Here is a 17,648-nt window from a genome sequence, read left to right as displayed (position 1 = left end):
TCTAGTACTTACTTTGTCTCCACATAAATTTCTCTACCAAAAACTGTCTAAATTCCTCATCGAGATAATATAGCGAATTTCGGATTGCTTGGCGTAGTTTACAAGCGGGTTCCAGGCAATCACGCTCGTAGTCCATTAATGTTAATTCCAAATGAGGATAGAGAATTTTTAGAAAACCTGATGCTGATTTGAGAATAGCATTTTGGTCACGAATAGTTACATTTTTGGCAAATTTAGTATGCTGTTCTACGTAGAACCTGAAGCGATTGTCTTGGCGTAGAGATAGCAATACTTCACCAAAAAAATCCATTTTCAAACCAACTTGAGAAGCTATCATTTCTTTTTGAAACTTGGGAATTTTCCAGCCGGGAATAATACCAGATAATCGGTCTAATAATGCAGTTTCGGCAAAAAACTTGGGGAGGTTAGCAATTAAATTATCTTCATTGCGTGGTTCTAATTGATCGTCTAATTCAATATTACAGCACTTCCGGCAGCTATGAGGTACATCCTCAAAGCTAAAAGCTATGTTAGGAGAGAGGCAATAAGAAAAACTGTATTGCATAATAGCGGGAAGCGCTGTAGCTAGCATCACTAACCCACAGTCACTAGAAATATCTGCAAAACCAGAACGATTATAACGACCACTAGCCAGATAATTTTTCAGTGGGCCAATCATCTCTTCAGGATTATCGAAGGTTAAACTTTGAACTTCATCTAAAACCACAACTTCATGACGACCGAGTAACCCAACTTCTTTAGTTCTGCCGTTGATAAACAATTGGGCAGGAGTAACTTTACCACCACTAATTAAAGTAACTTTACTACTGATATTTTCAAAAAAGAAGCTTTTTCCAGTACCTTTAGGAGCTAATTCTATGACATGATAATTAGCTTCCACTAATGGTAATAACCTAGCCAATATCCATGTTTTAGCTTCCTGCTGATAACTGGGATGCTGGGGGTTAAAACCCATTGAGCAAAATATTAAATCCCGCCATTGTTGTGTATTAAATTTTTCCCGACATTCCGCATAGCCTTGTAAATCAACTTGTGAACATTGAAATGGTTCAAAATCCATCACTTCAACTTTGCCATCGGGAAGCATAGCTAGAGTAATTTTGCCCCATATTCCTTGGCGTAGCAGTATTTTATAACGTTCGACAATATCAGTCGCAATGCTACATTCAGTCAAATTTAATACCGGAATTTGTGCCAATGGTTCAGGAATTACTTTTCCTCCCTGTTCTAATTTAATGCGTACCTGCATTAAAGCAATGAGTTTTCGGATTTCCCCTTGAGTAAGGTCAAAAATAATTTCATTCCGGTCATCTTTCCGGGGAAAGGCTTTTTTAATAAAACTATCGATTTTCTCTAATTCTATTGATGTAAGTGTTCCTGAACCGGGCACTATTTTATCTAATAACCATTCAGCCACAAAACTAGGCACGCCAATAGAACTGAGTCCACTAGATGGGAGTCTAGTTTTATCAATACAGAGATTTCCGAAAACCTCACGAACCAAATCGTTATTATAGGTTGTTGCTTCCCAAGAATTCATCTATATCAAATCCACTACTATATATTTGGTTAATAATAATTTTTGAGTCAGGAGTGAGAGCAGTGCTTTCAATTTCAGCATAGGCAAACCTAAAAGTTAAATTGCCAGTTAAAGATAAGTTATTTCCCGGATAATTTGGGGGCAATGGGGGTACTTCGGGAATTATTATCTGAAAACTGAAGCGCTGATTAGCAGGAATTTCCTGTTTTAATAGTTTTCCCTGCTGAAAATCAGGTAGTTCGTGAATATATAGGCAAAGGTCTGTTAGCGGCACTGAGTTAGGATTCTCAATAGTAATTTCTAGTTTTCCTGCCTGTCTGGGTTTGCCTTCACTCAAGCAAAAAAGCAGTACAGGAAGACGTTGGATCGATTTTCGCAGAACAGATACGCCGACCACAACTTCTTCGGGAAATAGCCCACCGTGAGAACCGATAATTTTTTTATTGCTAGTGTAGCTAAAAGAACCTAAGCTGGCGGAGCCTTTAACAATACTAATATCGTGAGGAAGACCGTAGCGATTGCCTTCCAAAACCACAAACCTGGTATCATCTGTTTTACCGATCGCCATTCTCCCCTTTGGTTCCAGTTCTGGGGGGCAGTGGGTGATTTTTTCGGAAGTACCCATCATTTGACCATGATCGCTAGCAATCACGATTCTCAGCGCTTCTGGATCGGGGTATTGTTGCAAACAGTAATCAATTTTCTTGGCAATGCCTTCTAGAGTGTGGGGACGGTCAAGTTCGTAAAGGCTTTGCCAATCTTTTTGAGTGTGATAAAGACTATCGAATATATCTGTATCCCAACAATACAACTTAGAAGTCTTTTTTCTCAAAGCGCTGTAAAGTCTGTCAACTTGTCTATCTGTATAACGTTTGCCCATACCCATTTTCACAAAAGCTTTGCCAGCATCCGCAACCCAAGCAGAATCATCGGCAACAATTGAGCATATAGGCTCCATTTGGCATACTCTGTTTTAGTGGGCAGAATACTAAACCGAGGCTCAATGGCAGTTTCTACAGCTAGTTTGTAATTATTCGTGAGTAAAGCCAAAAGTTCTAGATGATCTAACCATCCTAAGCCATCGACCACAACCCAAAAAACAGGACTTTCTTGGCAAAGATTTTGTACTTTTGATGCAAAGCTGTAGTTGAGGTAGGAATTTTCTACTGAGTCTACCTGCATTTGGGGGTAGTGCTGGAGCATCCACTCAACAAAGCTATCCGCCAACTATCACTAATTTTTGTTGCAACGGCAGATTGCTTAATAACTTCCCAGCGACGGAAGGGCAGGTAATTTTTTGTTGCCCAAGCTAAAGCTTGCCCAGGAGTAGCATCTAAAGCCAGGGGTTGGGGGGGATGTTGATTAAGATTTAATTCTTGCTTCTGCTGATAACTAAGATAAGGGGTAACTTTGGCTTCCCTGGCTTGATTAATCCAGTTAGGCCGATTGCCAAGAACCTTGTAAGCACAATTTGCAATTCGCTCCATACCTACTTGGTTCGCAGGCATTAGGGTATCCAGAACTTTACCTTCGGTGCGAGAGATGAGTTGTTCCCAATAGGTGTCAAACTCTTGTCTGAGGAAGTCGGGAACTGGCAAGGGATACTTGCCGATGTCATTGAAGACTGGTTCTGCTATGCCTAACCAGCGACGCAGGAACAATAATTTATCTTCAGTCTGGTAATAGTTTGCTAACTTATGTTCCTTGAAACGTTGCTGCCAAACTTGCTCTAGGAGTTTGTACTCTTCTGGAATTGGAGTTGACAACCAAGTGGCGAGATTTGAAATCGAGGCTTGGGCAAACCATATCTGTCCATTACTGTTGGTGATATTGTCTGCCAAAAAGTGGGCAATGGGGTTGTCTTGGGGATAAAAATCTAACTTGGTAGTCAGAATCAGTAGTTGCTCGTCAGTCCAATCATCTGGTAAGGGTACATTAGCAAACAATTGCCCTAGTATGTAGCGGGGATGCTGCTTAATCTCCGTGATTTACTCAGTTCTATTCCACGATCGCAGCCAAGTTTCTGCCCATTTGCATAATCGCTCACCTCTTACCCAGCAAGGATTGGCACTGACAACCAAAGAACTGTATCCATTCCACCTCTGTTGTAATTCGGATATAGCCGGAGGGAATATCGTATAATCCAGTAGGGTCTAATATGATATGTTGATCACTCATCCGTCTTTTCTGAGAGAATTTGCCCTAACCTCTCGTATACATTTTGTTGCCCTAAACGGGGAAGTTGCCGTAACAGTACGAAAATTTGATTGGTTATATCTTTCTTCTGTTCCTCAACGCATTGACGTTCTATATTCTCTAGTAACTGAGTTTCTGTAACACTAATTAAGTTAATATAATCAGATTTTTCAGCTTGAATTTGCTCAAGTAGATTGTTTGCTATTTCTAGTTTCTCCGCATCATCAACCGATTGGTTTATTTGAGTACAACTGGTTTCTAAATCTTTTACCCATTGCTGGGCAGCAGCTTGTTTTTGTTGGAGAATTTGTGATTGTTTTTGTTCATATTCCTGTATTTTATTCCTAACATTTACTTCTAACAGAGAAATCCTCTCTTGAAAGCGGTCAGTATTATGGATATTCAACACCTGACTAGCAATTATTGCCAAAACATCATTAAAACTGGCAATAGAATCACTTTGTTGATAGCGAATTTCTAGACTTTGTATTTGCTCTAGATCGTGCTTTAAACTCTGAATTTGTGGTTGTAATTCTTGGTAATTTTCGTAATCAGCCGAATCTTGAAATACAACATCAAGCTTGGCATATTGTGTATTAATAACATCTAATTCTGTGAGATTTATTACTGACTGTAGTTGAGTGCGGAGATTCGCCAGACTAGAACGATCGCTAGTGATTTTGTTTTGAATTGACTGTACAATCTCAGCAAGTTCACCCTGAAATTTATCAGCATAATTGAAGCAAGATTGTAAATTTTCAATTTCTTGAAGTGCTGCTTGAGAAAGATGAATAGTTTTGATTTTTGTTGCAGAATTACGAATATTCTGCATAATTTGTGTATCTTCAGCTTGCTTTTGCCCTTCTTCTGCCTTCTGCCTAATGTCTGTTAATCTGATATTGCTGGTACGCAGGGCATTTTGCAAACTCTCAATTAAGTGGGGAGGCAAGTCTGCAATTTGGGTAATCTGGTCAATAATTCCTTGAATCTCAATTTTATAATTATTGCAAGCTTGTTCGGTAGATAGTGACTCAGCACCCTTGCTTTTTGCTGCTACAAGTTGGTCAATTTTATTACTTACAGTTTGAAATGCTTGAGAGAAGCGATCGCGTTGTTGTTCTGTTGGTAAAATTGAGTTGTTTGGCGATCGCTTCAACAGTTGCGGGTAAAGTGGTAACAGTGCTGCCAATTGTGCATCATGAGGTAAATTTTCCACAGCTTGGACTGGTTGGAACCACTTGTCAATTTCAGCAACCGCAGCACTCATCTGCTTTCTATTCTTAGTTAATTCTTCTTTTTCTAACCCATCCGGTTCATTAGATTCCAAAAAAGCAACAACTGCCTCTAAATACTCCTGCGCCTCATCGTAATAATTTATTCGTGATACCGAAATCGGCATTTCTGCTTGTTGGCGACGAATTAGTTTGGACTTTTGTTTAACAATCCAGTCGTTAACAAATGCGGTGGGGTTTTGGAGAATATCAGTAATTACCCCAGTCTTGCACAGACTTATCTTGTGAAGGAACAAACTCTCCCTTTTTAGTAGTAAGTTTGACGCGTCCTCGCAAACAAACTTCTTTGCGGTGGATTGCCAACCATCCTGCTAGCAACATGGTAAAGTTATACTCGCTATAACCAAACGGTGGCGCGGAAAGTACTTGCCAAATTGTTTCTAGACCAAAAATCTTTTGCGGTAATCCTTCTAAATCAGTTATTTCAGAAATTTTATGCCAAGCAGCGCGGATTTTTTCATGAGTTGGTTCTTGAACGATATACTTATCAGAGGTTTTCTTAAATAGACCCCATAACTTGACAAAAATCTGGTCAAGAACAGTCCTATAAGACTGGTCTTGAAGTGTTTGTTGAGTGATATTATCTTCTATGAAGATTTGTTTTGCAGTCCAGCCGACAATTTTTTTACCTGTCTGATGGTCTGAACGCATTTTATCAATTTCATCCACGGGCGGGACGAAGGGATATAAATTTTGTAGAAGTACGCTGATTACCCGTTCTGTTTTGTGTTGTTCTGTTGGTGGAATTTTCTCGATTCCCACACAATAATAAGTGCAATTATTTAATAACCGCGTTAACCGCGTGCTTGCCTCTTCCTGCCAACGTTGAAGCTGTTCTTGATAAGCTTTGCCTAACAATTTTTGAGAAGTAGGGTTAGTTTCTTCAAGAGCTTTTATCTTGAGAATTACACGAGATAAATTTCCGGTTTCTTCTGTAGGAATAGCAACCGCAATTCGATTATTAATTAGCGATTCAGACAAGTAATTAGCTATATTATTCCGTAATTCTTGTAACTCTTCTTGAGTTTCGGCGATTACATACGCGAAAATTCCCTTTTCTTTAGTATCGTTTAGAGTACGATTGTTCTCTAAGGCTTTAAGGAATTTATCAATACTATATATTTTACGTTCAAATTGCCAATCTTCACTCACTAATTTGTTATCTTTCACAAATCTTGTTGCAATAACTGTGGTATTATAAGGATATTTTTTAAGAATATTTTTTTCTCCACAATAAGCAACAACTTCGTTAATTGATGTTGGCTTTAATTTGATTTTTTCTTCAATTTCTTGTTGAATACTTTTAGGATTAATTCCTTCCCAGAAACGATAAAGTTTTATTTCTGGTCGGTGGTAAATTAAATCTCTTTCCTTTTCAAGTTTATCTAGTCCTGCCTGGAGTCGAGACTTAGATAAACCTGTCAAACTTACCAAAATATCTTGATGTTCTTCTCGGTCTGGTTTGGTCAGGTTCTCGCCACTAGCTTCATATAAAAACAAGGCTTTGAGAACAACTAATTCATCGTCAGTCTCGGCACCTGCCACTAAATCCACAGCTTTTTTGTAGTGGTTATAAACGGGGTAGTTAGAAAAGTTTTCAAGAAAGGTATCGACTAAAGCAATAGGATAGATATAATTGACTTTGCCAGCATTTTCCACAGGTTGAGTTGCAATAAACCTTTTCACATCACCTTTTATAAACTGGATAGCAGTTCTATCTTGGGTAAAATCAAGGTTGCACAGCAGATAAGCCGTCAGAGGATGGAGGGGAAAACAACCCTCGGATAAGTGGGTATAAAATTCTTCAAAAGACCAGCCTTTATTTTTATAAATTTTAATTCTTCGCTCGAAAGCTGTTTCAGCTTCTCTCCTCAGAGTGTTGTGCCATTGTGAACGAAATGTTTGCCAAGTAGATGCATTTTTTACCAACAATAAATTCTCTATAACCAGTTCTAAGCTAGAAGCAGGGTTGTAAGTAGTCCCATCTTTTGGTGCAAGGCGAGTTGCAATTTTTTGGTATTCTGGTATTACATTGGCAGAAATCCCAACTCCTTGGGCGGGATGAATTTGGGTGAAACTTAAAAGAGCGATTTTGCCTTTGTAGTTTTCACAAATGTTGGTAATATTTTGCAGTGCAGCACCTCCAGCACCAATATCATCTGCTGCCCAAGCTTTTAGATATTGGTTTAGCTCATCAAATAAAATTAAAATCCCTTGGAAGTGAGCATTTTCACCAATGCAATGATTTTTTATCAGGTCTTCTAAAATTGCTTGAATATTTATATCAGCAGTAAAATCAGGAGTAAATCCCGTGATTTGAAAAGCAATTTTTTTAACAGTAGATATTACACCAGAGTTATTTTCTCTGAGTAAGCGAATGAGAGAATTTAAATCACCATCAGGATTACCATTACTTTGTAAATATTTCTCTGCCTTTGCTCTATTCTCTGGATTCAAAGTTTCCAAATAGCGTAAGGGTTCGCTGCATATATGGTGTGCTAAAGAATCTTGAATACCTGCTGCTTCTAGACTTTTAACGAGTTGTTGTAGAAATTGTTTTCTAATGTCACCGCCGATATCACCACTAAGACAGATAACTAAATGTTGGTGGCGTTGATTTTGTTTAAAAAGCTTCAATCCTTCAGAAATAGCCTGATTTTTGGCAGATGTCGCTTTTTCTACTTGTGACAAAATCCCTTGCACTTCCTGACTGTGGAAGGGTTTTTTGAAAAAATTGGCTACTGCGATCGCAAAATGAGATTTACCCTTACCATATTGTTGAATCATCAAATGGATATTCGGCTGATTTGGACTATGATAACTACGGCGCACCGCATCCAAAATACCAACCGTCGATAATTCAGGTTTTGTTGAGTCGTAATTAAAGATAAAACTCTCACACAGAGGCAAATTCTTCTCTAAATCATCCAACATCCCAAAGTTTACAGAACTGGCAATACTACCCTTTTCGTTGATTTCAACAAGTTGGTTGAGGAGCATAATCAATTAAAATAGCAGATGCAAAGTGATAATTATCCTGAAGGAATACGCTTAATTCGCTCTGACGACCAATTTTTGGGTGCTAGTTGCTGGGGTAGCAATATCCACAAAAGTTTTTCTAACTTGCGAGTTTCTTCCAGTTGCTTCCAGAAAAGGGTAATGTGACTGCCAGATGTCACCTGTAGATAAGTAATCAGACAATCTAACCCTTCCAGTAAAACAATCTGCTTATTAACCCCAGAACACATTGACTTGATCGCATCCAATTCCAGATCCAAATTATGATGAAGCGTGAGAAAGTTTTCTCCCGGATGAATCCTTTGTAGCAAATTTTTTCGGTAGTTGACCCGTTCAGCATTATTGTCAAAAGCGATACGTACTAGTTCGCTTTCATCAGGTGTATCCCACAGTAGCAAGTGAATTCTGTCATCCGGTCTGGCATCTCGCAGCAGGAAATCAGCTTTATCCGTCATAGGCTTTTTCCAGCAGTGCCAAAGGTTCATCCCAGCGCGGAATCACTTGGAAAGGAGGTACTGCCCGTCGCTGTTCGATGATGCCATAAGCTTCTAGTGCATTTAGCTGTTCCTGTAGTGCGTCTGCTTTGATTCCCAGTACAGCAGCAATTCCCATTTTCTGGTTCAAGATGGACTCGGTAAGAACAGAACCTTCGCCTTTAAAGTCACGTTCCCACAGCTTGGCTAGGAAATATCCCACTAAGTAAGAGTTAGGTAAGTGGGCATTTCCAGCAACATATTTATCTTCTTGTTGAGTGATAAACTTGCAGGATGCTAAAGCTTGAAACTCAGTGTATGTCCGCAAGATAAATTTTATTCTGTCAGCAATCACTTTGCTTTCTTCTTCAAACTCGGAAGCAATATGATACAATAACTCCTCGCTAGTAAATTTACTATAGCGAGGCAAGAACGTATATATAAAGTAAGACCATCCACCCCAATCAACAGGATTTTCTGGTGTTTGTTGTAGTCCTTTATCACCAAAACTTAAATAAAAATGCATCAACCAGTCTGTAATATTTGACTCTAAGCCTGAGTCTAGTCGCAAGACAATTTCCCCTTCCCGACTGGGGCGATTATTCTTAATTAACCCTGCACGTACCGCCCAACTTTTTACTCGTCCTACTTTGCCATTACCTAAACTTGTTTTCTCCATCAAATTAGGCAAGCTATCATTTAAGCCTTTTTCTTGGGCAGCAGTATGAAGCAGTCTATTGATTTCGTCTTTTTTAAAGGAAAAAGAGCCATTAAAATGTAATTGCAATTTAACCATCGTATATTTTATAAATGCGAAGTTTAATTAAATATATTTTCCTGACACTAGATTCAAAATATGTATGAGATATTGACTGTGAGGATATAGACAACTATCGAATTGTATATTACTAACTACTATATATACCACTTTAAATATTGATATTAGTGTGCGTAGATAGACTCACTCTTCCCCTTTTATTTTTAGTTATGGAATCCCCAATCGAAAGAATAAAACTCTCTCAAACAGCTAAAGACCAACTTACCAAACTTAAGCGCAGCACCAAAATTGACCAGTGGAATATCCTATGCCGTTGGGCATTTTGTCGTTCCCTCGCAGAATCAACCACGCCCTCACCCGTCCCAATTCCCCAGGATAGTAATGTCGAAATGAGTTGGCGCGTTTTTGGTGGCGAAATGGCCGATATTCTCCTCCTCGCCCTCAAGCAGCGCTGTCACAATGACGGTTATCTCACCGATAAAGAAACCCTCGCCACTCAATTCCGCTTACATTTGCATCGCGGTATTGGGTACTTAGCAGGCGATCCAAATATCAAGAAAATTGAAGATTTAATTGAACTGGCGGTTAAAAATTGAAAGGATATTAGTTGACTGTTAACTGTTCACCGTTAACTGACAACTAATATTATGCCTGAAGCGCTAGAAATTGAGCGTCATAGAGCTGCGATCGCTCGCATTGATATATCTCGCCCTGTACGATTGGCTATAGAAGGGTCAATCCTCAATCAAGACACCACTTTTTTTGATTACGGCTGCGGCTACGGTGGTGATGTGCAGCGAGTAAAAAACTTAGGCTACACCAGTGCAGGCTGGGACCCTTACTACTATCCTGATGTACCACGCACCCCCGCCGATGTGGTCAACTTGGGTTACGTCCTCAATGTTATTGAAGATTCAGAAGAACGCCGCCAAAGCCTAATCCAAGCCTGGGAACTCACCGGGAAAGTTTTAATTGTCGCGGCTCAAATCCTGATTAACGCTCCCAGCAAAACCCAACTTGCTTACAATGATGGCATTGTGACGCGCCGCAATACTTTTCAGAAATATTACGAACAACAAGAACTCAAAACTTATATTGATGAAGTATTAAATGTCGATGCAGTACCGATCGCACTAGGCGTTTACTTTGTTTTTCGAGATGAAGCTGAAAAAGAAAGTTACAAAGCTATCCGCTTCTTTTCTACCACTTCTACGCCGCGAGTCCGCATTCCTATTAAGCGGTTTGAAGACTATCAAGAACAGCTGCAACCACTCATGGCTTTCTTTACCAAGCGCGGTAGACTACCTGTGAAAGGCGAATTGGAAAATGAACAGGAATTACTGAAGGAATTTGGTAACTTTCGCCGCGCCTTCGGTGTAGTATTGCAAGCTACTGATGAGGCTGAATGGGACGCGATCGCTTATCGTCGTTCTCTCGATATCCAAGTTTATCTCGCCCTGACTCACTTTGATAAACGTCCGGCATGGCAGAAGCTAGCCCCAGAAATGCGGCACGATATCAAAGCCTTTTTTAGTAGCTATGAGGAAGCGTGTCTTGTAGCCGACCAAAAGCTTTTCAGCTTAGGTAAACCTGGGGTAATTAAAACTGCTTGCGAAAAAAGCAAAATTGGTAAGCACACTCGCGGTGCTATTTACGTCCATGTTTCGGCATTAGCAGCACTCGATCCCTTACTGCGAATTTGTGAAGGCTGCGCTAGCCGCACTATTGGGCGTGTAGATGGAGCCACATTGATCAAATATCACACTGATAAGCCGCAAATATCCTATCTATTTTACCCCGAATTCGACACTGATCCCCACCCAGCTTTAAAAGTCAGTATAGGTATTGATTTAAAAACCCTCTTCATTACTCACCGAGACTACGAAACTAGGGTAAATCCGCCGATTTTGCACCGTAAGGAAACATTTGTTACCAGCAACTACCCACGCTATGAAGAATTTGCTAAACTCACCCAACAAGAACAGGAATTAGGGCTGCTTAACCAAAAAAGCGACATTGGTACGCGTGAAGGTTGGGAAAAATGCCTCGCTGCACACAGAGTAGAAATCAAGGGACATCAGGTTTATCCAATTCAAGAAAGTTAATAAAACGCTGACGCTATAAGGTTATCCTGAATTTGGATTTAACCCAAGTAAATCTTGGTAGTTTCTCATGTTTACGAAAAATCACATAGCAGCTATGGCAAGTTTCAATCTCTGATAGAAATTAATCGGAACTGCTGCCACTCAGATAATCCAAACCCTTAGAGGTAGTAGTTAGATGATATACTTTTCAATTTCCTCGTTGTATTTTATTGATATTTCCTCAAAAGAGGCAAAAAGTTGAAACTATGAGGAAAATTAAATCGCTGCTGGGAGTTTTCGGTAGTCGCAAGATGGCGGCTTTATTATTTTTAGGTTTTTCATCGGGTTTACCGTTATTTTTAATTGGTAGTACCTTAAAGGCTTGGATGACGGAGGAAAAGGTCGATTTGGCCGCTATTGGTTGGTTTAGCCTCGCTAGTTTGCCTTATTCCTTAAAATTTTTGTGGGCGCCGTTGGTGGACAGGTTCACTTTGCCAGTTTTGGGGCGACGACGGGGTTGGTTAATTTTGACGCAGATTGCTTTGATTGTAGCGATCGCATTCATGGCTTTCCAACAACCCAAACAAGCATTACAACTCCTAGCCATCAACGCCATAGTCATTGCCTTTATCAGTGCAACTCAAGATATTGCCGTTGATGCCTACCGTACCGACGTTTTAGAAAAACTAGAAATGGGGGCTGGTGCAGCAGTTTTTATCTTAGGTTATCGAATTGCCCTGTTAGTCGCAGGTGCTTTAGCCTTGATACTTGCTGACAAACTGCCTTGGTCATCAGTTTACTTGTTTATGGCAGGGACGATGGTAATTGGTATTCTTGCCACCTTGTTCGCACCGGAACCCAAGGAAATTAGCCCTCCAGGTTCTCTGGCTGATGCTGTAATCTTGCCTTTTCAGGAATTTTTTCAGCGTCAAGGGATTATCAAAGCAATTCTCATGCTGGCATTCATTACCCTATATAAGCTAGGTGATGCTTTGTTGAGCAATATGACCACACCTTTTTTGCTGCAAACGGGTTTTACCAAAACCGATATTGGGGCAATTCAAGTGGGGATGGGGTTAATTGCGACGATTGTTGGTGCTTTAGCAGGTGGATCAATTTTGAGTGCTATTGGCATTAATCGATCGCTTTGGGTTTTTGGTATTCTACAAGCAGTAAGTAACTTAGCTTACTTTTTTCTAGCATACATCGGTCAAAACTACCAAGCTATGGTACTTGCCATCAACGTAGAACAATTTTGTGGTGGATTGGGGACAGCAGCCTTTGTTGCCTTTTTGATGAGTCTTTGTAACCAGAGGTTTTCGGCAACCCAATATGCTTTGTTATCCAGCTTAATGGCTGTCAGTCGGGATATTCTGGCGGCCCCTGGAGGCGCGATCGCTCAAAGCACGGGTTGGCCTGTATTTTTCTTAATTACCATTGCCGCCGCCGTACCAGGACTACTCCTATTACCAGTATTTGCCCCCTGGAACCCTCAGCCAGTGGCAGTATCCAGACCAGGCCTTGAGGACGAAGAAGAGGATATATGGGGAATCAAGTAGTTATTGCTGTCGGAACATTCATCCTCTTACTTACTGGTCTATTACTTGGCTATGTTCTATCACAGTTAGTTCTAGGATATCTAGCATTTAACCTTTTAACTTTTTTCGGAACACTCAGCCTAATTTTAATTTTTGGGACACTTTATTACGTTTTATTTTGGCAGTTGCGGAGAGATCAGTCCCGGCCATCAACTCCATCAAGCATAAATCAAAGTATACCAACCCAGGTAGAGGAGGGTTTATCTGATAGCTATCTCAAAAACAGGCTAATCGCTAAATTATCTGGTGACACTGCCGCAGCCGAACGGTTGATTGAACAGGCAAAGGAAACTTATCCTGGGATGGCGGAGAATTGGTATTGCGAAAGAGTGCTTGATGACTTGGAGAGCGATCGCCAGAGGGAGTAAGGGAGCAGGGGGAGAAAAGTATTGCCCAATGCCGCATTCCCAATTCCCATGCACAGAAAATCGCTAAAATAAATCAAGAATACTTCACAAATCTTCAGCTAGGTTCTCATAAAAGTTCCTAGCTTCTTACAATTAAAATATGGCTATTTTTCGTCAATACATTGCCCCACTGCTTGCAGTATTAGTATTTTTCTTTGCGCTTGTGGCAGTCAGCGCCCGGATCTTTTTACCCTCCGATATGGCAGCACCCGCACCAATTGAAGAGGTGGGAGTAAGCTTTCAACCTACTCCAACTGATTTACCACCAGCAGCACATAACGCGAGCTAGCTAAGTCAATAAACATCAGCAGTGTCTGAGCAACTACTACCTGGGTATATTATTCGTCGTGGCTCCACTTTGGATCGGGCGCTACTGCTTAAATTCATGCAGCGAACTTACCAGGATCTCTTTCCCAATGAGGATTTTTCTCACCTAGAGCAAACAGTTAAGCAATACTTTTCTAGTGACACGCCTTTGTGGTGGGTAGAAGAGGAGGGGGAGCAGGGAGCAGGGAGCAGGGAGCAGGGGAGTAATAAAGAATCTCTCTCCTCTGCCCGTGTGCCCCCTATCGCTTGCCTCTGGGTGGGCAATGCTATAGATCAAGTACATGGGAACCGTCATGCTCATATTTTTATTCTCTACGTTGTACCAGAGCATCGGCGACGGGGTATTGGTAGAGCCTTAATGCAATATGTGGAAAATTGGGCTATTCAAAGAGGCGATCGCCAGATTGGATTGCAAGTTTTTCAATCAAACAAACCCGCATTAAATCTTTACAATCACTTAGGTTATCAAACCCAATCCCTGTGGATGGTAAAATTCCTGAGTGCAGAAAAATAAACTATAGGTAGGATAGCAGTAACATAACTTTAGCGTCTAAGTTATCGAACAGAATTCAGGAGTCAGGAGTCAGAATTCAGAATTTTGTGCGACTGGCGGATAGCGCCGGCGGAAGAGCGAGTACTCGATAGCGTAGCGTTAGCGAGTACTCGAGCGTCGCGTCTGAATAACCGGCGTTTTTGCACCCCCACTAAATTGAAAATTTAGTAGTCTTCAATTCCTGCGCGGTATGAATCCCCGACTGATAGCAAAGCGTTAGCGAGTCCGCGATAGCGGAGCGTTAGCGAGTATTCGAGCGTCGCGTCTTGATTCTGACTCCTGAATTCTGACTTCTGAATTCTTCTTCAAGGCGTTTCTCGTTTGGATAAAACTCAACGAGGGAAAAGAAAAGTGTATAATTACGCAACTAATACTTATAAAGCTTTAACTTATTGGCGCGGGGGATTATGTGTTAATCCCGAAAAGGGATTGAAATGAAATTATGTATGACGCAGATGATCTAAGCCTACTCGATATTGAGGAGGAGCTAGAAAGCCCCCTAGATAAAATAGAGCCGCTAACTGACGAATCAGTTGTGGCAAAACCAGATCCTGAAGAGATGCTAGCCCTGCTGGAAAATCCCCAGCCCCAACAAAAAATGTTAGCAGCGCGTGCTTTTTGTGATATAGAAGATGCGCGTGCTACCCCCCATCTGATTCGCCTCTTAAGTGATACCTGTCCCTTAGTGCGGGTGAGTGCAGCTTATGCACTTGGACGCAATCCTAGTTCAGAGGCAGTGAGTCCATTAATTGCTCAACTAAACAGTGATTGGAATGGCTATGTGCGTAAAGGTGTTGTTTGGGCTTTAGGAAACTGTCGCGATCGCCGTTGTTTACCGCCTCTAGCAGATGCTTTAAGAACTGACATTTCCGCAGTACGTTTGTGGGCTGCTAGCGCCTTAGCACAAATGGCAGATGTGGGTTATGAAGCGGTTATAAGGGCAATACCACCATTAATTGAAGCCTTAGTCAAAGATCCTGTGGAAGCAGTGCGGAGTAACAGTGCATGGGCAATTGGTCAACTTTGCCGCGAACTGCCTTCTAATGTAGTTTATGCCACAGCGATCGACGCTTTAATTCAAGCCTTTGCCGAAGACCAAGATTTAGGAGTCCGGGAAGACGCTAAAGCCTCGCTATTAGGAGTGGGTGATCCCCGTGGCTTACAGCTAATTGAAACCTTAGAACAAGAAGGGTGGTTTTGATTTATTTATTTAGGCATTGGGAGGAGGCAGAGGAGAGAAATTCCTCTCCCTCATCCCCCAATACGGTTGGGATAAGGTTTTTTGATGACACCGCCTAGATCGCGTCTCTTGCCTTAACCGAACCGTATTGCCTTATCCCCAGCCATTACTAAGCATCAGCTACAGGTTTGAGCAAATTTAAGTCATAGGGGCGCTCAGTATCATCTTCGCCCAGATATTCACCATTTTGAATTTCCAGAATAACTAGCGGAATCTGCCCAGGATTTTCTACCTTATGTAGAGTTGCTGCGGGAACATAAGTTGATTCGTTTCGATTCAGTAATATTTCCGTATCGCCACAAGTTACCTTCGCTACACCAGAAACTACAACCCAATGTTCATTGCGATGATAATGGATTTGTGGTTTAATTCCATGCCTGGGCTTGATTTCAAGACGACTAATTCTATAGGTTTCTCCCTCCTCGATTACCTCTACTTCACCCCAGTATCGTGTACCTGAATGTGGAGATAATTCGTTGATATTTGACTGAGTATTATTTTCATTGGGAGCCATAATCAATTTCTCAACCAGATGAGTATTAGGATTTTTAAGTAATTTACCGTAAACGACATAAACCTGGGTAGAGAGATGCAGCCACAACATCTCTATTGATGACAACTGCTATAACTTTACTCCAGACAAAAGATCCTATCCGTAAATTTCTAAATGTTTGAATGCGTAAATTGCTTAACTGCCCGTATACTGAATCCGATAAATCCGATTATTGGCTTCTTCTGTTAGTAGTAGACTACCATCTGGTAACACCAGTAAACCAACAGGTCGTCCCCAAGTGGTTGGTACAGATGGATTTAACAAAAATCCTGTGAGAAAGTCTTCGTAATAGCCAAGCGATCGCCCTTTAGAATCGAAGGGAGCAAATACAATTTTATAACCAGTACCGCGATCGCGATTCCAAGAACCACGAAAAGCAGCAAAAGCACCATTTCGGTATTTTTGGGGAAACGTTTTACCATCATAAAACTGCAAACCCAATGCTGCTGAGTGCGCCTGGAACAGCACATCTGGCGTTTGAGTACGAGCTACTAAATCGGGACGTTTACTTTTGTCATCCGTTTTTTGACGCGGATCGAGGTTGTTTGGTGTCAGATAAGCATAAGGCCAGCCATAAAATGCCCCTTCTTTAACCCGTGTCAGATAGTCGGGAACCAAATCATCACCGATTCCATCGCGTTCGTTAATAGTGGCGTAAAGTTCCTTAGTTACAGGATGAAAGTCTAAACCAACAGGATTACGCAAGCCCGAAGCGAAAGTTTGCTGCTGGGAACCATCTAAATTCATCACCTGTATCGAAGCCCGTGGTAGGGGTTCTTCATCCACATTGGTTCCTGAACCAACTGAAACATATAATTTATTGCCATTGGGCGAGACAACGACATTGCGCGTCCAATGATTGTTATAACCTTGAGCGGGCAAGTCGGCGATTTTTTCTCCCTTACCTGTAATCTTGTTTTGATCTTGAGTATAGGGAAAACGCACCACAGCATCTGTGTTCCCCAGAAAAAAGGAATTATCTACAAAAGCCATACCGAAGGGTTTATTGAGTCCGTTATCTGTACTAGCAAAGGTTTCTCGAACGTCGGCAATACCATCGCCGTTGCTGTCACGCAACAAACGAATGCGATTTTGCCCGGTTTCAGTCACTAGGACATCACCACTGGGGGTTAAAGCTAGCCAGCGTGGGGCATCTAAACCTTCGGCAAAGACGTTTACTGTGAACCCTGGTGGTACGCGCAGCACCGGATTTTGCGGAATCGGCACTACCTCAGGCCGCTTGGAAACACTTTCTGTTGCGAAGGGTGCTGGCAAATTCTTCAGATTGATGCGGATGGGTGTAGGTGAAAGTGCTTCAGTACGGACGATATTTTTTGACTGTGTAGAATTCTGTGTCGGTTGGGCAGAAGGTACAGTTTGTGCTGTGGGATTATCTGATGAAGCGCGAGTCTGGTTACAGGCTACTGCCAAAGTCAGTAAAAAAACTGGCAGCAAAAAACGCGCAAAGACTTTCATGGCGGTAGACACTATACACAACTTTCTTACTGTAGACTCGATACTTAATAATTGTCGCCAGTCTAAAGTCCTATTTTTATTAGTTAGTTAAG

18 protein-coding genes are annotated in these 17,648 nt (G+C 41.3%); 7 read left to right on the top strand and 11 right to left on the bottom strand.

What is annotated here, in order from left to right; translation table 11 throughout:
- Nucleotide 1: 1 nt before the first annotated feature.
- The 9 genes from ANSO36C_RS04420 to ANSO36C_RS04385 all read right to left on the bottom strand — a co-directional run bounded on the left by ANSO36C_RS04420 (nucleotide 2) and on the right by ANSO36C_RS04385 (nucleotide 9,336).
- A complete protein-coding gene (locus ANSO36C_RS04420; protein WP_251958558.1) occupies nucleotides 2–1,561 on the bottom strand; it encodes a BREX system Lon protease-like protein BrxL in 1,560 nt (519 codons plus the stop codon).
- Entirely contained in the window at nucleotides 1,533–2,519 is a 987-nt protein-coding gene (locus ANSO36C_RS04415) for a hypothetical protein (RefSeq protein WP_251958557.1), read from the bottom strand. The genes ANSO36C_RS04420 and ANSO36C_RS04415 overlap by 29 nt, the downstream gene beginning before the upstream one ends.
- Nucleotides 2,450–2,743 (bottom strand): PglZ domain-containing protein, encoded by a 294-nt coding sequence (locus ANSO36C_RS04410; protein WP_251958556.1) that lies wholly within the window; start codon nucleotides 2,741–2,743, stop codon nucleotides 2,450–2,452. Before ANSO36C_RS04410 ends, ANSO36C_RS04415 begins: the two co-directional genes overlap by 70 nt.
- Nucleotides 2,734–3,507, bottom strand: coding sequence for a hypothetical protein (locus ANSO36C_RS04405; RefSeq protein ID WP_251958555.1), 774 nt, complete (start codon nucleotides 3,505–3,507; stop codon nucleotides 2,734–2,736). The genes ANSO36C_RS04410 and ANSO36C_RS04405 overlap by 10 nt, the downstream gene beginning before the upstream one ends.
- A 97-nt stretch (nucleotides 3,508–3,604) precedes the next feature.
- Nucleotides 3,605–3,739, bottom strand: coding sequence for a hypothetical protein (locus ANSO36C_RS33810; protein WP_267145354.1), 135 nt, complete (start codon nucleotides 3,737–3,739; stop codon nucleotides 3,605–3,607).
- Nucleotides 3,732–5,285, bottom strand: coding sequence for a hypothetical protein (locus ANSO36C_RS04400; RefSeq protein ID WP_251958554.1), 1,554 nt, complete (start codon nucleotides 5,283–5,285; stop codon nucleotides 3,732–3,734). Before ANSO36C_RS04400 ends, ANSO36C_RS33810 begins: the two co-directional genes overlap by 8 nt.
- Entirely contained in the window at nucleotides 5,239–8,049 is a 2,811-nt protein-coding gene (locus ANSO36C_RS04395) for a hypothetical protein (RefSeq protein WP_251958553.1), read from the bottom strand. The genes ANSO36C_RS04400 and ANSO36C_RS04395 overlap by 47 nt, the downstream gene beginning before the upstream one ends.
- A gap of 32 nt (nucleotides 8,050–8,081) precedes the next feature.
- A complete protein-coding gene (locus ANSO36C_RS04390) occupies nucleotides 8,082–8,522 on the bottom strand; it encodes a hypothetical protein (protein WP_251958552.1) in 441 nt (146 codons plus the stop codon).
- A complete protein-coding gene (locus tag ANSO36C_RS04385; RefSeq protein WP_251958551.1) occupies nucleotides 8,512–9,336 on the bottom strand; it encodes a DUF4007 family protein in 825 nt (274 codons plus the stop codon). The genes ANSO36C_RS04390 and ANSO36C_RS04385 overlap by 11 nt, the downstream gene beginning before the upstream one ends.
- 191 nt (nucleotides 9,337–9,527) lie before the next feature.
- On the opposite strand from ANSO36C_RS04385, the gene dndE reads away from it, so the two are divergent.
- From dndE to ANSO36C_RS04350, 7 genes are all read left to right on the top strand, one after another.
- Nucleotides 9,528–9,914, top strand: a complete 387-nt coding sequence (gene dndE / locus ANSO36C_RS04380) for a DNA sulfur modification protein DndE (protein WP_251958550.1) — start codon at nucleotides 9,528–9,530, stop codon at nucleotides 9,912–9,914.
- A gap of 51 nt (nucleotides 9,915–9,965) precedes the next feature.
- Nucleotides 9,966–11,423: a DNA phosphorothioation-associated putative methyltransferase gene (locus ANSO36C_RS04375; RefSeq protein ID WP_251958549.1), complete on the top strand. Its 1,458-nt coding sequence runs from the start codon at nucleotides 9,966–9,968 to the stop codon at nucleotides 11,421–11,423.
- 245 nt (nucleotides 11,424–11,668) lie between these two features.
- A complete protein-coding gene (locus ANSO36C_RS04370) occupies nucleotides 11,669–12,961 on the top strand; it encodes an AmpG family muropeptide MFS transporter (protein ID WP_251958548.1) in 1,293 nt (430 codons plus the stop codon).
- The gene (locus ANSO36C_RS04365) at nucleotides 12,946–13,368 is read left to right on the top strand and encodes an ABC transporter permease (RefSeq protein ID WP_251958547.1); all 423 of its coding nucleotides are present in this window, start codon (nucleotides 12,946–12,948) and stop codon (nucleotides 13,366–13,368) included. Before ANSO36C_RS04370 ends, ANSO36C_RS04365 begins: the two co-directional genes overlap by 16 nt.
- 139 nt (nucleotides 13,369–13,507) lie before the next feature.
- A complete protein-coding gene (locus ANSO36C_RS04360; RefSeq protein WP_251958546.1) occupies nucleotides 13,508–13,696 on the top strand; it encodes a hypothetical protein in 189 nt (62 codons plus the stop codon).
- A 21-nt stretch (nucleotides 13,697–13,717) separates the two neighbouring features.
- Nucleotides 13,718–14,248: a GNAT family N-acetyltransferase gene (locus ANSO36C_RS04355; protein WP_251958545.1), complete on the top strand. Its 531-nt coding sequence runs from the start codon at nucleotides 13,718–13,720 to the stop codon at nucleotides 14,246–14,248.
- Between the two features lie 481 nt (nucleotides 14,249–14,729).
- Nucleotides 14,730–15,488 carry a HEAT repeat domain-containing protein gene (locus ANSO36C_RS04350; protein WP_251958544.1) on the top strand — a complete coding sequence of 253 codons (759 nt, stop codon included), beginning with the start codon at nucleotides 14,730–14,732 and terminating at the stop codon, nucleotides 15,486–15,488.
- A gap of 148 nt (nucleotides 15,489–15,636) precedes the next feature.
- Here ANSO36C_RS04350 and ANSO36C_RS04345 read toward each other — a convergent pair whose 3' ends face one another.
- A complete protein-coding gene (locus ANSO36C_RS04345; protein ID WP_251960247.1) occupies nucleotides 15,637–16,041 on the bottom strand; it encodes a phosphomannose isomerase type II C-terminal cupin domain in 405 nt (134 codons plus the stop codon).
- A 174-nt stretch (nucleotides 16,042–16,215) separates the two neighbouring features.
- Nucleotides 16,216–17,556 (bottom strand): PQQ-dependent sugar dehydrogenase, encoded by a 1,341-nt coding sequence (locus tag ANSO36C_RS04340; protein WP_251960246.1) that lies wholly within the window; start codon nucleotides 17,554–17,556, stop codon nucleotides 16,216–16,218.
- Nucleotides 17,557–17,648: the final 92 nt, after the last annotated feature.

This window comes from Nostoc cf. commune SO-36 (assembly GCF_023734775.1).
Taxonomy (GTDB): domain Bacteria; phylum Cyanobacteriota; class Cyanobacteriia; order Cyanobacteriales; family Nostocaceae; genus Nostoc; species Nostoc commune_A.
The sequence above is the reverse complement of the archived record's forward strand: the minus strand, read 5'-3'. Positions and strand labels throughout refer to the sequence as shown.

Bases quoted from the DNA above. Each gene is read 5' to 3' on its own strand.
- ANSO36C_RS04385 (WP_251958551.1), bottom strand. From the start codon at position 9,336: ATGGTTAAATTGCAATTACATTTTAATGGCTCTTTTTCCTTTAAAAAA.
- ANSO36C_RS04340 (WP_251960246.1), bottom strand. From the start codon at position 17,556: ATGAAAGTCTTTGCGCGTTTTTTGCTGCCAGTTTTTTTACTGACTTTG.
- ANSO36C_RS33810 (WP_267145354.1), bottom strand. From the start codon at position 3,739: ATGAGTGATCAACATATCATATTAGACCCTACTGGATTATACGATATT.
- dndE (WP_251958550.1), top strand. From the start codon at position 9,528: ATGGAATCCCCAATCGAAAGAATAAAACTCTCTCAAACAGCTAAAGAC.
- ANSO36C_RS04410 (WP_251958556.1), bottom strand. From the start codon at position 2,743: ATGCAGGTAGACTCAGTAGAAAATTCCTACCTCAACTACAGCTTTGCA.
- ANSO36C_RS04360 (WP_251958546.1), top strand. From the start codon at position 13,508: ATGGCTATTTTTCGTCAATACATTGCCCCACTGCTTGCAGTATTAGTA.
- ANSO36C_RS04390 (WP_251958552.1), bottom strand. From the start codon at position 8,522: ATGACGGATAAAGCTGATTTCCTGCTGCGAGATGCCAGACCGGATGAC.
- ANSO36C_RS04375 (WP_251958549.1), top strand. From the start codon at position 9,966: ATGCCTGAAGCGCTAGAAATTGAGCGTCATAGAGCTGCGATCGCTCGC.
- ANSO36C_RS04350 (WP_251958544.1), top strand. From the start codon at position 14,730: ATGTATGACGCAGATGATCTAAGCCTACTCGATATTGAGGAGGAGCTA.
- ANSO36C_RS04420 (WP_251958558.1), bottom strand. From the start codon at position 1,561: ATGAATTCTTGGGAAGCAACAACCTATAATAACGATTTGGTTCGTGAG.
- ANSO36C_RS04395 (WP_251958553.1), bottom strand. From the start codon at position 8,049: ATGCTCCTCAACCAACTTGTTGAAATCAACGAAAAGGGTAGTATTGCC.
- ANSO36C_RS04345 (WP_251960247.1), bottom strand. From the start codon at position 16,041: ATGGCTCCCAATGAAAATAATACTCAGTCAAATATCAACGAATTATCT.
- ANSO36C_RS04415 (WP_251958557.1), bottom strand. From the start codon at position 2,519: ATGGAGCCTATATGCTCAATTGTTGCCGATGATTCTGCTTGGGTTGCG.
- ANSO36C_RS04370 (WP_251958548.1), top strand. From the start codon at position 11,669: ATGAGGAAAATTAAATCGCTGCTGGGAGTTTTCGGTAGTCGCAAGATG.
- ANSO36C_RS04365 (WP_251958547.1), top strand. From the start codon at position 12,946: ATGGGGAATCAAGTAGTTATTGCTGTCGGAACATTCATCCTCTTACTT.